The sequence below is a fragment of the Streptomyces sp. NPDC020681 genome (assembly GCF_044334895.1).
In the GTDB taxonomy this organism is placed as follows: domain Bacteria; phylum Actinomycetota; class Actinomycetes; order Streptomycetales; family Streptomycetaceae; genus Streptomyces.
Genome location: NZ_JBIRTX010000025.1, coordinates 42,998 through 56,713, shown reverse-complemented (window position 1 = coordinate 56,713; position 13,716 = coordinate 42,998). Strand labels below are relative to the sequence as shown.

15 protein-coding genes are annotated in these 13,716 nt (G+C 69.9%); 11 read left to right on the top strand and 4 right to left on the bottom strand.

Translation table 11 applies throughout. From position 1 onward, the window contains the following. Positions 1-82: 82 nt before the first annotated feature. Positions 83-631, top strand: a complete 549-nt coding sequence (locus ACH4YL_RS35925) for an NADAR family protein (protein ID WP_398511722.1) — start codon at positions 83-85, stop codon at positions 629-631. 36 nt (positions 632-667) lie between these two features. Here the strand turns inward: ACH4YL_RS35925 and ACH4YL_RS35920 are convergent, their stop codons facing one another. Further along, positions 668-1,375: a DUF4190 domain-containing protein gene (locus ACH4YL_RS35920; protein WP_398511721.1), complete on the bottom strand. Its 708-nt coding sequence runs from the start codon at positions 1,373-1,375 to the stop codon at positions 668-670. Between the two features lie 108 nt (positions 1,376-1,483). Between ACH4YL_RS35920 and ACH4YL_RS35915 the strand changes: the two genes are divergently transcribed. From ACH4YL_RS35915 to ACH4YL_RS35905, 3 genes are read left to right on the top strand one after another with little or no spacing between them, the layout of a single operon-like run. Then, a complete protein-coding gene (locus ACH4YL_RS35915) occupies positions 1,484-2,509 on the top strand; it encodes an adenosine deaminase (RefSeq protein ID WP_398511720.1) in 1,026 nt (341 codons plus the stop codon). Between the two features lie 43 nt (positions 2,510-2,552). Further along, on the top strand, positions 2,553-3,257 hold the full coding sequence (locus tag ACH4YL_RS35910; RefSeq protein WP_398511719.1) for a glycerophosphodiester phosphodiesterase: 705 nt from the start codon (positions 2,553-2,555) through the stop codon (positions 3,255-3,257). A gap of 31 nt (positions 3,258-3,288) precedes the next feature. Further along, positions 3,289-4,062, top strand: a complete 774-nt coding sequence (locus tag ACH4YL_RS35905; RefSeq protein WP_398511718.1) for an SAM-dependent methyltransferase — start codon at positions 3,289-3,291, stop codon at positions 4,060-4,062. 17 nt (positions 4,063-4,079) lie between these two features. Here the strand turns inward: ACH4YL_RS35905 and ACH4YL_RS35900 are convergent, their stop codons facing one another. Both ACH4YL_RS35900 and ACH4YL_RS35895 read right to left on the bottom strand, forming a co-directional pair. Beyond that, a complete protein-coding gene (locus ACH4YL_RS35900) occupies positions 4,080-4,619 on the bottom strand; it encodes a hypothetical protein (RefSeq protein ID WP_398511717.1) in 540 nt (179 codons plus the stop codon). Between the two features lie 68 nt (positions 4,620-4,687). Continuing rightward, the gene (locus ACH4YL_RS35895; protein WP_398511716.1) at positions 4,688-5,842 is read right to left on the bottom strand and encodes a spermidine/putrescine ABC transporter substrate-binding protein; all 1,155 of its coding nucleotides are present in this window, start codon (positions 5,840-5,842) and stop codon (positions 4,688-4,690) included. Positions 5,843-6,012: 170 nt separating this feature from the next. On the opposite strand from ACH4YL_RS35895, the gene ACH4YL_RS35890 reads away from it, so the two are divergent. Beyond that, entirely contained in the window at positions 6,013-6,375 is a 363-nt protein-coding gene (locus tag ACH4YL_RS35890) for a DUF1304 domain-containing protein (protein ID WP_398511715.1), read from the top strand. Further along, positions 6,372-6,926, top strand: coding sequence for a TetR/AcrR family transcriptional regulator (locus ACH4YL_RS35885; RefSeq protein ID WP_398511714.1), 555 nt, complete (start codon positions 6,372-6,374; stop codon positions 6,924-6,926). The genes ACH4YL_RS35890 and ACH4YL_RS35885 overlap by 4 nt, the downstream gene beginning before the upstream one ends. Positions 6,927-6,955: 29 nt before the next feature. Here ACH4YL_RS35885 and ACH4YL_RS35880 read toward each other — a convergent pair whose 3' ends face one another. Then, positions 6,956-8,395: a gamma-aminobutyraldehyde dehydrogenase gene (locus ACH4YL_RS35880; RefSeq protein WP_398511758.1), complete on the bottom strand. Its 1,440-nt coding sequence runs from the start codon at positions 8,393-8,395 to the stop codon at positions 6,956-6,958. Between the two features lie 167 nt (positions 8,396-8,562). Between ACH4YL_RS35880 and ACH4YL_RS35875 the strand changes: the two genes are divergently transcribed. The 5 genes from ACH4YL_RS35875 (at position 8,563) to ACH4YL_RS35855 (ending at position 13,697) form a co-directional block, all read left to right on the top strand. Next, entirely contained in the window at positions 8,563-9,069 is a 507-nt protein-coding gene (locus ACH4YL_RS35875; RefSeq protein WP_398511713.1) for an Lrp/AsnC family transcriptional regulator, read from the top strand. Next, the gene (locus ACH4YL_RS35870; protein ID WP_398511712.1) at positions 9,054-10,433 is read left to right on the top strand and encodes an aspartate aminotransferase family protein; all 1,380 of its coding nucleotides are present in this window, start codon (positions 9,054-9,056) and stop codon (positions 10,431-10,433) included. The genes ACH4YL_RS35875 and ACH4YL_RS35870 overlap by 16 nt, the downstream gene beginning before the upstream one ends. A 187-nt stretch (positions 10,434-10,620) precedes the next feature. Then, positions 10,621-11,349 (top strand): ABC transporter ATP-binding protein, encoded by a 729-nt coding sequence (locus tag ACH4YL_RS35865; RefSeq protein WP_398511711.1) that lies wholly within the window; start codon positions 10,621-10,623, stop codon positions 11,347-11,349. Further along, complete coding sequence (locus ACH4YL_RS35860; RefSeq protein ID WP_398511710.1) at positions 11,331-12,488, top strand: hypothetical protein; 1,158 nt, start codon at positions 11,331-11,333, stop codon at positions 12,486-12,488. Before ACH4YL_RS35865 ends, ACH4YL_RS35860 begins: the two co-directional genes overlap by 19 nt. 69 nt (positions 12,489-12,557) lie before the next feature. Then, on the top strand, positions 12,558-13,697 hold the full coding sequence (locus ACH4YL_RS35855; protein ID WP_398511709.1) for an LOG family protein: 1,140 nt from the start codon (positions 12,558-12,560) through the stop codon (positions 13,695-13,697). The last annotated feature ends 19 nt before the right edge of the window (positions 13,698-13,716 follow it).

Genomic DNA, 13,716 nt, shown 5'->3' with positions numbered 1-13,716 from the left:
CGACGGAATCGGTCGACCATGTGTCGGGTAGGCCGCCCAATACCCGTACGGACTGTCAGTGGTGGGTGCCAGACTCGCGTGCATGGGGATGGAAGAGCTGATCCGGCAGGTCAGCACCGATCAACGAGTCAAGTATCTGCATTTCTGGGGACATGCACCGCGCCGCGACGGGCAGATAGGCGCGAGTTGTCTCAGCCAGTGGTGGCCGTCACCCTTTGCGGTCGACGGTGTTCGGTACGCCACGGCGGAGCACTGGATGATGGCCGGAAAGGCCAGGCTCTTCGGCGATGCGGACGCCGAGCAGCAGGCGATCGAGGCACGCTCGCCCGCGCAGGCCAAGCGGGCCGGGCGGCTGGTGCGCGGCTTCGACGAGGAGATATGGCGGCGCGAGCGGTTCGCCGTGGTGCGCTCCGGCAGTGTGCACAAGTTCGGCCAGCATGCGGAGCTGCGCGAGTTTCTGCTCGCCACGGGCGATCGCGTACTCGTCGAGGCCAGCCCGCGAGACCGGGTGTGGGGCATCGGGCTGGCCGCGGACGACGAGAGGGCGCAGGATCCCGCGCGCTGGCGCGGGCTCAATCTGCTGGGGTTCGCGCTGATGGAGGCGCGGGAGGAGTTGCGGGCAGGGAATTAGGGCCGGGCTCTGGGGCCTGTCGTCCGGATCAGGCCCTTAGCGGGCCTGATCGATCACGAGGCTGTTGGAGTAGCCGTCGTACTCCCGGTCCCGGTCGCGTTCCTCGTTGATCGCGGTGGTGATCCCCCAGGCCAGCAGGCCCACGACGACCAGACCGATGACGATGCCCACGGCGCCGAGGATGATGCCGGCGAGCGCCATGCCGCCGTTGGTGGCCTCGCCGCGCTGCGCGCGCTTCCTGCCGATGATGCCGAAGATCAGGGCGAGCACGCCGAGGACGATGGCCACGACGCCGTAGAGGCAGAAAAGACAGACGGCGAGGATGCCGAGCACCATCGCGGTGATGCCCATGCCGTTCGCCGGGCTGGGCTGCCAGCCGCTCTGGCCGTAGTTCTGGTAGCCGGGGTATCCGGGATAGCCGCCGCCGTACGGATCACCGGCGGGGCCGGGCTGCGCGCCGGGGGCCGCGGGGTAGCCGTAGGGGCCGGCGGCGGGCTGGGCGGGTCCGCCGGGGGCTATCGGGGGCGGCGGCACAAAGCCCGCGTCCGCGGTCGGCCCGGCGGCCGGACCCGGGCCGGGCATCGAGATGACCGTCGGCTGGTCGTGCACCGGCGAGGGCGAGGGAGCCGCGGCGGCCGGCTTGTCGAGCGGCACCTTTCCCTGCGCGCCGCCCTCCGGCGGAGCCCACGGATCGCGGTCTCGGGGCTCGGGCGCGCCCGGCGGCTGGGCCTGGTTGTCAGACATGGTTCTCCCCCATCGTGGTTCGGTCATGCTAAGGCCTCTGCCCCTGTGCCGGACGGGCCGCCTACGATGATCCCTGACGCGATCCTGACACTGCACACGGAGGCCCCGATGACCGATCTGCACCCCTTCATCGCGGGGCTGCCCAAGGCCGAACTCCACGTTCACCACGTCGGATCCGCCTCGCCGCGCATCGTCGCCGAACTGGCGGCCCGGCACCCCGACTCCCAGGTGCCCACCGACCCCGAGGCGCTTGCCGACTACTTCACCTTCACCGACTTCGGGCACTTCATCGAGGTCTATCTCTCCGTCGTGGATCTGATCCGCACACCGGAGGACGTACGGCTGCTCACCTTTGAAGTGGCCCGTGACATGGCACGGCAGAACATCCGGTACGCCGAACTGACCATCACGCCCTACAGCTCGACCCGCCGCGGCATCGACGAGAAGGCGTTCATGGCCGCGATCGAGGACGCCCGCAAGGCGGCCGAGGCCGAGCTCGGCGTCGTACTGCGGTGGTGCTTCGACATTCCCGGCGAGGCAGGTCTCGAAGCGGCGGAGGAGACCGCGCGGCTCGCGGTGGACCTGCACCCGGAGGGCCTGGTCTCGTTCGGGCTCGGCGGGCCCGAAGTCGGCGTGCCGCGGCCGCAGTTCAAACCGTACTTCGACCGCGCGATCGCGGCCGGCCTGCGCTCCGTGCCGCACGCCGGCGAGACGACGGGACCGGAGACGATCTGGGACGCGCTGAACGACCTGCGGGCCGAGCGCATCGGGCACGGGACCAGCGCGACGCGGGACCCGAAGCTGCTTGCGCATCTCGCGGATCGGCGGATTCCGCTGGAGGTCTGCCCGACGTCGAACATCGCCACCCGCGCGGTCGCCGACCTCGACGAGCACCCGATCAAGGAGATGGTCGCGGCCGGTGTGCTGGTGACCATCAACAGCGACGACCCGCCGATGTTCGGCACCGACCTGAACAACGAGTACGCGGTCGCCGCCCGGCTGCTCGGCCTCGACGAGCGCGGTCTCGCGGACCTCGCCAAGAACGCGGTGGAGGCGTCCTTCTTCGACCCGGCCGGCAAGGCGCGGATCGCCGAGGAGATCGACGCGTACACCGCCGCCTGGCTCGCGCGCTGACCGCCGCATGGCCGCCGCGCTGAGCGCCCCCGACAATGAGCCCATGCGCACCGTCAGCGTCGTGGGCCATCGCGGTGATCCGTACCGCGTCCGTGAGAACACCCTTCCCTCGCTCCGCTCCGCGCTGGAGCGCGGCGCCGACGCGGTCGAGATCGATGTACGTCTCACCCGCGACGGCGTCCCCGTGCTGCTGCACGACGAGACGCTGGAACGGCTCTGGGGCCACGACCGGCCGCTCGCCCGGCTGAGCCGTGACCAGGTGGAGGAGTTGACGTTCGGCGGAGTGCCGACGCTGCGCGACGCGCTGCTCGAAGCCGGCAGCCACCGGCTGATGATCGATCTGCCCGGGGCCACGGAGGAGTCGGTGCGGACCGTGGTCGGCACGGTCCGCGAGTGCGGAGCGGCCGAGCGCGTGTACTACTGCGCGGGCCCGCGCACCATGCTCGCGGTGCGGGCCGCCGACCCGTCGGCCGAGATCGCGATGACCTGGACGACCCTCGCGCCGCCGCGTCCGGCGCTGCTCGAAGCGGTACGGCCGCGCTGGCTCAACTACCGCTTCGGCCTGCTCGACCAGGAGCTGACGGACCGTATCCACAAGGACGGCATGCTGGCCTCCGCATGGACGGCCGACACCCGGCGCACGATGCGGCGGCTGATCCGCCACGGCGTCGACTCGATCACGACGAACCGGGTCGACGCGCTGCACGCCGTAGCGACACTCAACTCCGCGCCCCGCGGCGACTCTTGAACCGGTTCTTGAACAAGTCGAGGAGCAGAACGTGACCGACAGGATCCGTACCGACGTGGCGCACAACGCCAGGGTCTGGAACCACTGGCTCGGCGGCAAGGACAACTATCCCGTCGACCGGGCGGTCGGCGACCACGTCACCGGTCTCTACCCCAGCATCGGCGAAGTGGCGCGCGCGGACCGGGCGTTCCTGCGCCGTGCGGTGACGCATCTGGCGGGTGAGGCGGACGTACGGCAGTTCCTGGACATCGGCACCGGGCTGCCGACGGTCGAGAACACCCACGAGGTCGCCCAGTCCGTCGCGCCCGACGCGCGGATCGTCTATGTCGACAACGACCCGATCGTCCTGGCACACGCCCGCGCGCTGCTCACCAGCTCCCGCGAAGGCGTGACCGAGTATCTGGACGCGGACGCGCACGACCCGCAGACCATCGTCCGGGCGATCGAGCCGACGCTGGATCTGAAGCGTCCGGTTGCCGTGATGATGCTCGGCATCCTGAACTTCGTCATGGACACGGACGAGGCACGCTCGATCGTCCGCACGCTGATGGACGCGATGCCGTCCGGGAGCTATCTCGTGCTGACCCATCCGACGCTGGAACTGGGCGGCGAGGGCAACGAGGAGGCGATGCGGTTCTGGAACGAGAACGCGACGCCGCCGATCACCGCGCGCAGCCGCGCGGAGTTCGGCACTTTCGTGGACGGCCTGGAGGTACTGGAGCCGGGCATCGTCTCGTGCGCCCGCTGGCGGAACGACGAGGAACCGCAGGTGGCCCAGTTCGGCGCGGTCGCCCGCAAGCGGTGAGCCGAACCGGCACCCGCTCAGACGGCCGCGGCCGGTGCCGGCTCACCGGGCGGTACGGCGGCGGCCGTCATGGCTTCCAGGCGCTTGATCATGCGGCGCACCATCAGCAGCGGGATCACGCCGAAGACGCCGAACGACATGTCGATGACCGACCACCAGAAGGGGATTCCGCGGATCGGCCCGCAGATCAGCGCGAGCGGAATGATCCCGGCGCAGGCGATCATGCCGAACTCGACGACCCAGATGTTCCGTACGGGATCGCGGAACGGCCCGTAGAAGGCGATCGCGATCACCAGATGCGCGAAGGCCAGCCAGTCCGTGCCGTACAGCACGAACGGGTACTTCTCGTCGGTGGCGTCGAGCCCTTCCCGTACCCGCCCGATCCACTCCATCAGCGCCGGGAACTGATCGCCGACCGCGGTCGACTTCAACAGGTCCTCGGTCCAGCGCAGTTCGGTCACGAGCGGAAAGGCGGTCAGCCCGCTCAGCACGAGACACACGATGAAGACGGCCAACCACACGCGTATGCGCCTCAAGAGGACGCCGGACTCGCTCATATCCGCAGCGTACGCCGCGGTTTACGGGCTCTTTACCCGGCCCCCGGGTCTGCTCGCGGGCCCGCGGTTCACAGGCCCACTATGGAGTTCCAGCGCTTGGCGAACTCCGTGCGCTCGCCCGATGTGATGTCCCGCGCGATCGCGAGCCGGCGGCGCATCACGTCGTCCGGGAAGATCAGCGGGTCCTCGGCGAGCGCGGCCGTCTCCTCGTCCTTGGACGAGGCCAGGACGTCGCGCGCGGCCGGCACCGGGCAGACGTAGTTGACCCAGCCCGCGAGTTCCGCGGCGACCTCCGGCTGGTAGTAGTGGTCAACGAGCTCCTCTGCGTTGCGCTTGTGGCGGGCGAGGTTGGGGATCATCAGGCTCTCGGCCCACAGCTCCGCGCCCTCCTCCGGCACCACGAACTCGATGTCCGGGTTGTCGGCCTGGAGCTGGATGACGTCGCCGGAGTACGCCTGGCAGGCGAGGACGTCGCCGGTGTCGAGGTCCTTGATGTAGTCGTTGCCGGTGAAGCGCCTGATGTGCCTGCGCTTCACCAGCTCCTCCACCCGGTCGCAGACGGCGTGGAAGTCGTCCGGTGTCCAGCGGGTGATGTCGACGCCGTCCGACTGCATCAGCAGCGCGAAGGACTCGTCGAGCCCGGAGAGCAGCGTGACCCGGCCGCGCAGATCGTCCGCCCACAGCTCGCTGGTCCGCCGCAGCTCACGGCCGAGCTTCTTGCGGTTGTAGGCGATGCCGGTGATGCCGGACTGCCACGGGACGCTGTGCGTCCGGCCCTCGTCGAAGCCGGGCGAACGCAGCTGCGGGTCCAGGTACTTGGCGACATTGGGCTGACGAGCCCGGTCCATCTCCTGCACCCAGCCGAGCCGTACGAACCGCGCGGCCATCCAGTCGCTGATCACGATCAGATCGCGGCCGGTCTCCTGATGGTTCATCAGGGCGGGGCTGATCTTCCCGAAGAACTCGTCGTTGTCGTTGATCTCCTCCGTGTAGTGGACGGAGATCCCGGTGCGTTCGGTGAAGGCGTCGAGGGTCGGGCGCGCGGAGGTGTCCTCGTCGTCGGTGTCGATGTAGAGCGGCCAGTTGGCGAAGTCGAGGCTCCGGTCGCGCGCGGAGTCGTCGCGTCCCGCGCGGTCGCCCGGCGACACATACGCCGCGGGCACTCCGCAGCCGGTGAGCGCGGCGCCGGCGGCGAGGCCGAGCAGCAGGGACCGCCGTGACATGGGGTTCATCCGGATCGCTGGCACGTCCGAAGGATGGCGGGCACTACGCACGGGCGGCAATGGACGCTGCGTCAACCGGTAGGCATCCAGAGCGACACCCTGTCGATCATGGACATGTGTCTATACTTACTGGACACATGTCCAAGAACTCCGGGAACTGAGGATCGACGATGAACACAACGGCACACGTCCTGGTCGGCCTGGTGGCCGCGCTCCACGTCTACATCCTGGTTCTGGAGATGTTCCTGTGGGAGCGCAGGCCCGGCCGCGAACTCTCCGGCTTCGACGCGGACATGGCGCGCGCGACGGCGCCGCTCGCCGCGAACCAGGGCCTGTACAACGGCTTTCTGGCGGCCGGTCTGATCTGGGGCCTGATAGCGGCGGACCCGACCGGCTACCGCGTCCAGGTCTTCTTCCTGTCGTGCGTGGTCGTCGCCGGTCTGTACGGCGGCTTCACCGCCAACCGCCGCATCCTCGTCGCGCAGGCACTGCCCGGAGCGCTCGCGCTGACGGCCGTGCTGGTGGCCGGATGAACGACCCACGCGCCGAGCGCACCCGCGCCAGGCTGCGCGAGGCGCTGCTCCAGGAGTGTGCCGAGCGGCCGCTCGAAGAGGTCAGTGTCGCGGCGGTGGTCCGCACGGCCGGCCTCGGCCGGGCCACGTTCTATCTGCACTACACGGACCTGGAGGCGCTCGCGGTCGACGCGTGCGCGGAGGTCGTACGGGAGGCGGTGGACGCGCTCCACGCCTGGCGCGGCATTCCCGACCCGGCCGTCCCGCCGCCCGCCCTGACGGCCTTCTTCGCCGAGTTGTCCCGCCATGCGCCGCTCTACCGCACCCTGCTCCGCGAAGGCGGCAGCGGCCCGCTCGGCGATCTGCTCCACCAAGAACTCCGCGCCCGCAGCCACAAGGAGCGCGAACTGGCGGGCGCGCCACACCCCGCGCTGATCGCCACCGCAGTGGCGGCGACCTTCGCGGGCCTTCTGGCGGACTGGCTCCACGGCACGATCGACGCCGGCCCTGAGGTCATGGCAACCCAGACGTGGCGGCTGCTGGTGGCACTGCATACGGCCCCCGTCGGCTGACGGGGGCCGTATGCGGAGTACCAAAAGGGTTACGCGTCCAGCGACGTCATCACGTGCTTGATGCGCGTGTAGTCGTCGAACCCGTACGCCGACAGGTCCTTGCCGTACCCCGACTTCTTGAAGCCGCCGTGCGGCATCTCCGCCACCAGCGCGATGTGCGTGTTGATCCATACGCAGCCGAAGTCCAGCGCCTTCGACATCCGCATCGCGCGGGCGTGGTCCTTCGTCCACACCGACGACGCGAGCGCGAACTCCACACCGTTCGCCCACAAGAGCGCCTGCGGCTCGTCCGCGAAGGACTGGACCGTGATCACCGGTCCGAAGACCTCGTTCTGGATGATCTCGTCGTCCTGCTTCAGGCCGGAGACGACCGTCGGCGCGTAGAAGTAGCCCCTTTCGCCGACCCGGTGGCCGCCCGCCTCCACCTTCGCGTGCGCCGGCAGCCGCTCGATGAAGCCGGTGACCTGCGCGAGCTGGTTCGCGTTGTTGAGCGGGCCGAAGAGCACGTCCTCGTCGTCCGGCGCGCCGGTCTTCGTCTCCGCGGCCGTCTTCGCCAGCGCGGCCACGAACTCGTCGTGGATCGACTCGTGCACCAGCACCCGGGTCGCGGCCGTACAGTCCTGACCGGCGTTGAAGTAGCCCGCCACCGCGATGTCCCCGACGGCCTTGGCAATGTCCGCGTCCTCGAAGACGACGACCGGCGCCTTGCCGCCCAGCTCCAGGTGGACGCGCTTGACGTCCTTGGCCGCGGAGGCCGCGACCTGCATGCCGGCCCGTACGGAACCGGTGATCGACGCCATCGCCGGCGTCGGGTGCTCGACCATCGCGCGGCCCGTCTCGCGGTCGCCGCAGATGACGTTGAAGACGCCCTTCGGCACGATCGCGCCGATGATCTCGGCGATCAGGACGGTGGACGCGGGCGTGGTGTCCGACGGCTTCAGCACGACGGTGTTGCCCGCGGCCAGCGCCGGCGCGAACTTCCAGACGGCCATCATCATCGGGTAGTTCCACGGCGCGACCTGCGCGCAGACGCCGACCGGCTCACGCCGGACGATGGAGGTCATTCCCTCCATGTACTCGCCGGCGCTGCGGCCCTCGAGCATCCGCGCGGCACCCGCGAAGAATCGGATCTGGTCCACCATCGGCGGGATCTCTTCGGTACGGGTCAGCTCCAGCGGCTTGCCCGTGTTCTCCGACTCGGCCGCGATCAGGTCCTCGGCCCGCTCCTCGAAGGCGTCCGCGATCTTCAGCAGAACCTTCTGGCGCTCGGACGGGGTGGCGTCCCGCCAGGCAGGGAAGGCCGCCGCGGCAGCTTCCATGGCGGCGTCGACGTCGGCCTGGCCGGAGAGCGGTGACGTGGCGTACACGTCACCCGTGACCGGGTTGACGACGTCAATGGTCCGTCCGTCGGCGGCGTCCCGGAACTCCCCGTTGATGTAGTTGCGCAGACGACGCAGCTCGGTGGTCACTGTTGCCACCCCTCCTGTCAGGTAGTCCGATGGGTGAGACAACCCACCCTAATCGCTCGGCCGACGCTTTCAACAGTCCCGACCCGCCGCATCTGCGGATTCAGTGAGATTGCAGGCACAGAACAACGAATTTCATTGCTCAGGGCTTGCGAGACCGACGAGTCGCAGTGCAGAGTGACCCCGTGGCCAGCCGAAGCGCAGACTCCAGGAACGCGAACGCATCGTCCCCGACGATCGACGCCGTCTCCCTGGCAATCATCGAACAGCTCCAGGAGGACGGGCGCCGCCCGTATGCCGCCATCGGAAAGGCCGTCGGCCTGTCCGAAGCGGCCGTGCGACAGCGCGTCCAGAAGCTGCTCGACCAGGGCGTGATGCAGATCGTCGCCGTCACGGACCCGCTCACCGTGGGCCTGCGGCGCCAGGCGATGGTCGGCATCCGGGTCGAGGGCGACGTCGATCCGGTGGCGGATGCGCTGACTGCCATGGCCGAATGTGAGTACGTGGTGATGACCGCGGGCTCGTTCGACCTGATGGTGGAAATCGTCTGCGAGGACGACGACCACCTCATCGAAGTCATCAACAAGCGGATCCGCGCGCTCCCCGGCGTGCGCTCCACCGAAAGCTTCGTCTACCTCAAGCTCAAGAAGCAGACCTATATGTGGGGAACCCGATAGCCGTGAGCAAGGACCTCTCCAAGACCGCGTACGACCACCTGTGGATGCACTTCACCAGGATGTCGTCGTACGAGAACGCACCCGTGCCCACCATCGTGCGCGGTGAGGGCACCTACATCTACGACGACAAGGGCAAGCGCTACCTCGACGGCCTCGCCGGCCTGTTCGTCGTCAACGCCGGCCACGGCCGCGTCGAGCTCGCCGAGACGGCCTACAAGCAGGCGCAGGAGCTCGCGTTCTTCCCCGTGTGGTCGTACGCGCACCCGAAGGCCATCGAGCTGGCCGAGCGGCTGGCGAACGAGGCCCCCGGCGACCTCAACAAGGTCTTCTTCACCACCGGCGGCGGCGAGGCGGTCGAGACCGCCTGGAAGCTGGCCAAGCAGTACTTCAAGCTCACCGGCAAGCCCACCAAGTACAAGGTGATCTCCCGCGCGGTCGCCTATCACGGCACACCGCAGGGCGCGCTGTCCATCACCGGTCTGCCCGCGCTGAAGGCACCCTTCGAGCCGCTGGTCCCCGGCGCGCACAAGGTGCCGAACACCAACATCTACCGTGCCCCGATCCACGGCGACGACCCCGAGGCCTTCGGCCGCTGGGCCGCCGACCAGATCGAGCAGCAGATCCTCTTCGAGGGCCCGGAGACCGTCGCCGCGGTCTTCCTGGAGCCGGTGCAGAACGCCGGCGGCTGTTTCCCGCCGCCGCCCGGGTACTTCCGGCGGGTCCGTGAGATCTGCGACCAGTACGACGTGCTGCTCGTATCGGACGAGGTCATCTGCGCCTTCGGCCGCCTCGGCAAGACCTTCGCCTGCGACAAGTTCGGCTATGTACCGGACATGATCACCTGCGCCAAGGGCATGACCTCGGGCTACTCCCCGATCGGCGCGTGCATCGTCTCCGACCGCCTGGCCGAGCCGTTCTACCAGGGTGACAACACCTTCCTGCACGGCTACACCTTCGGCGGCCACCCGGTCTCCGCGGCGGTGGGCCTGGCCAACCTCGACATCTTCGAGCGCGAGGGCCTCAACAAGCATGTCCTCGACAACGAGGGCGCGTTCAAGGCCACGCTGGAGAAGCTGCACGACCTGCCGATCGTCGGCGACGTCCGCGGAAACGGGTTCTTCTACGGCATCGAGCTGGTGAAGGACAAGGTCACCAAGGAGTCCTTCTCCGACGAGGAGACCGAGCGCGTGCTCTACGGCTTCCTCTCCAAGGCGCTGTACGAGAACGGTCTTTACTGCCGTGCCGACGACCGCGGCGACCCGGTCGTCCAGCTCGCGCCGCCGCTGATCGCCGACCAGTCGACGTTCGACGAGATCGAGCAGATCCTTCGCAACGTCCTCACCGAGGCGTGGACCAAGCTCTAGCCACCGCCCGCCCGACTCGGCGCCACACGGCCCGGGTGCACCCATCCGAGTGAGATGGGAGCACCCGGGCCGCGTGCTTCCCGGGACCCCGCATCTCAATACCTAGCGTGCCGAGTGACCGATCGGCCCTGTCTTCGTTCCCCCGTAAGGGGGTGGGCAAATCTGATCAGAACCGAGGTGTACGCCAATGGTGGCTCCGCCCGACAACGATGTGCTCTGGGCACGCTCCCTGCACCACGCCCACAACGGCTCCCCCGCGCTCACCGGTGTCTCGCTCGGTGTGCGGGAGGGCGAGATCCTCGCCGTGTGCGGACCGCGCGGCAGCGGAAAGACCACACTGCTGCGCTGCCTGTCCGGCCAACTCGTCGCGGACGAGGGCGAGGTGTGGTTCAACAGCTCGCCCGTGCACACGATGAGCCCGCTGCTGCGCGAGCGGCTGCGGCGCGACCGCTTCGGCTGGATCGACCCGGAGCCGACGCTGGTGCCCGAACTGACCGCCTGGGAGAACGCCGCCCTGCCGCTGCTGCTGCGCGGCGTCTCGCACCGGCGCGCGAAGACCGCGGCGATGGAGTGGCTGGAGCGCCTCGACATCGGCGAGTGCGCCCGCAAGCGGCCGTACGCGCTGCGGCAGTCCGAACAGCAACGGATCGCGACGGCCCGCGCGCTGGTCAACACCCCTTCGGTGCTGTTCGCCGACGAGCCGACGGCCACGCTGCACCGCGCGGACCGGGCCCAGGTACTGCGTACGGTCATGGCCGCGGCTCGCTCGCACCGGATCACCGTCGTCCTCGCCACGCACGACGCGGACGTGACGGCGCTCGCGGACCGTTCGATCGCGCTCGTGGACGGCCGGCGCGTCAACTCGCTCACTGCCGCCGACACGGAAGGCCGGGCCGAGTGCTCGCTCTCCGTCTAGCCCGGGGCTCGCACCCGCTGGTCCTGCTCCGCCGGCTGATGGTGGCGGCGGCATCGGCGGGTGTCGGCTTCCTGCTGCTGTGCGCGCTGGCGTACGCGCTCGCCCATCCCGGCGAGTCGGGCGCCTCGGTGCTGCGGCTGTCGTGGTGCCTGATCCCGCTGGCCGCGACGGTGCACTTCGCGGTGGCGGTGGCCCGTACCGACCCGAGTACCCGCCCGCGGGCGGGACTTTCGGCCGTCGGCCTTGGGCCCGCCCGTCTCGCCGTGCTCGCGGCGAGCTCCATCGCCCTGTCCGGCACGCTCGGCAGCATGGTCGCGCTGCTGTTCTTCCTCCATCTGCGCGGCGATCTGACGGGTCTGCCGTTCGACGGCTCGGCGGCCGAACTGCTCGCCTCCGAACGGTCGTTGCCGCTCATGGCCGTGCTGACCCTGCTGGCGCTCGCACCGCTGACCGCCACCGCGGCCGCGGCGCTCACACTGCGTCCGCGACGGACCAAGGACGGCAGGGACCCGCTGCCGGCTGAGGCTCCGGCGAACGCGCCGACAGGTCTGCCCTGGGGTGTCGCGCTGGTGACGGCCGGTTTGGCGGTCGAGACATACGCGGCCCGCTCCGCGAGCGGGCCGTCGTTCCCCCTTCCCGGTGAGTTCGGCTCCAACCCGGTCGGCGTGCTCGGGGGCTGGGCGCTCACCGCGCTCGGCCTGGCGGTCGCGGGCCCGGCCATCACCCACTTCTGCGGCACCCTGCTGCAGTTCCTGCGCCCGGGTCCGATCCGGCTGCTGGCGGGCAGGATCCTGATGGAGGAGTCGCGCCGCATCGGCCGCCCGCTGGGCGTCGTGTGCGCGGTCGCCTCCGCCGTCATCACCGCGACGACGGTGTACGAGACGGGCCCGAGCCCCATCGGCCCGCTCACCGGTCTGGGTGCGGCCCTGGTCGTCGTCTGCACCACGGCGACGCTGCTCACCTCGGCCGCCGAGGCCCGCGCGGCCCGCGCCGTCACCACCGAGACACTGCGCCGCCTGGGCACTCCGGCGGCGACGCTGCGCAGCGCCGCGGCACTGCGCGCGGCGGCACTGCTGGCGGTGTTCGCGCCGCTCACCTGGGTGGTGGCCGCACTGGCCGCGGTCCCGCTCTCGGGCTGAGCCCGCTCGGCGGAGCGGGCTCACGGCCCCTCGGCCGGGAGCCGCGAGGGCAAGCCCTATCGTGGCGGCATGGCGCATGCACACGGGCGAGACCACCAGCACGGCGAACACGGCGACCTCGAGATCGAGACTCTCGAGGAGTTCGACGAGGTCGTCCGCCGAGGCTCACTCGCGGGCCATCGCGTCCAGTCCGTGAACCTGACGGACCGTACGTTCGCGCTGCTCGCCGTCGACACGACAGCCGCCGTCTTCCTCGGCTGTCCCATGCAGCCGGACGCCGCCGCCAAGGTGCGCGCCGACGGCGCGCTGGTCTTCCCGCCCGTGCCCGATCTCCCCTTCGACCCGTACCGCGGGCTGCTCTACTCCGCGGACGAGCTCTTCGAAGGGCTCGCCGCCGGCGCCGGCTACGCGACCACACCGGACGCCCTCGCGTACGACTGGTTCCAGGAAACCAAGGCCGACGGCGACATCTTCGCGTCGATGCTCCGCTCGATCCACGACGACGCGATCTCCGACGCGCTGGACGAACACCTCGTCGGCGCACGCGTCGTGGGCGTGATGGGCGGGCACGCGATGGCCCGCGGCACCGACGCGTTCGCGGGCGCCGCCCGGCTCGGCCGGTCGCTGGCCCGCGCTGGTTTCACCGTCGCCACCGGCGGCGGGCCGGGCGCGATGGAGGCCGCCAACCTCGGCGCGTACGCGGCGCCGCACCCGGACGAGATGCTCGACGAGTCGCTCGAACTCCTCGCCAAGGCACCGTCGTTCGTCCCTTCCATCACCGATTGGGCGGCCGCCGCCTTCGCGGTGCGCGACCGCTGGCCGGGCGGCGGCGACTCGGTGGGCATCCCCACCTGGTTCTACGGCCACGAACCGCCGAACGCCTTCGCCGGTCACATCGCCAAGTACTTCGCCAACGCCACCCGCGAGGACGGCCTCCTGGCCCGCTGCAACGCGGGCGTGGTCTTCCTGCCCGGTGCCGCCGGCACGGTCCAGGAGATCTTCGACAACGCGACCCCGAACTACTACGAGTCCCGCGGCGAGCCGACGCCCATGGTCCTCGTCAACCGCACCCACTGGACGGAGAACCTGCCCGCCTGGCCGCTGCTCCAGTCGCTGGCGGCGGGCCGCTCGATGGAGTCCCGTATCGCGCTCGTCGACTCGGTGGAAGACGCTCCCGCCCGGCTGATGGGTCTGATCAGCGACAAGTAGTCGCCACAAAGCAACGTCG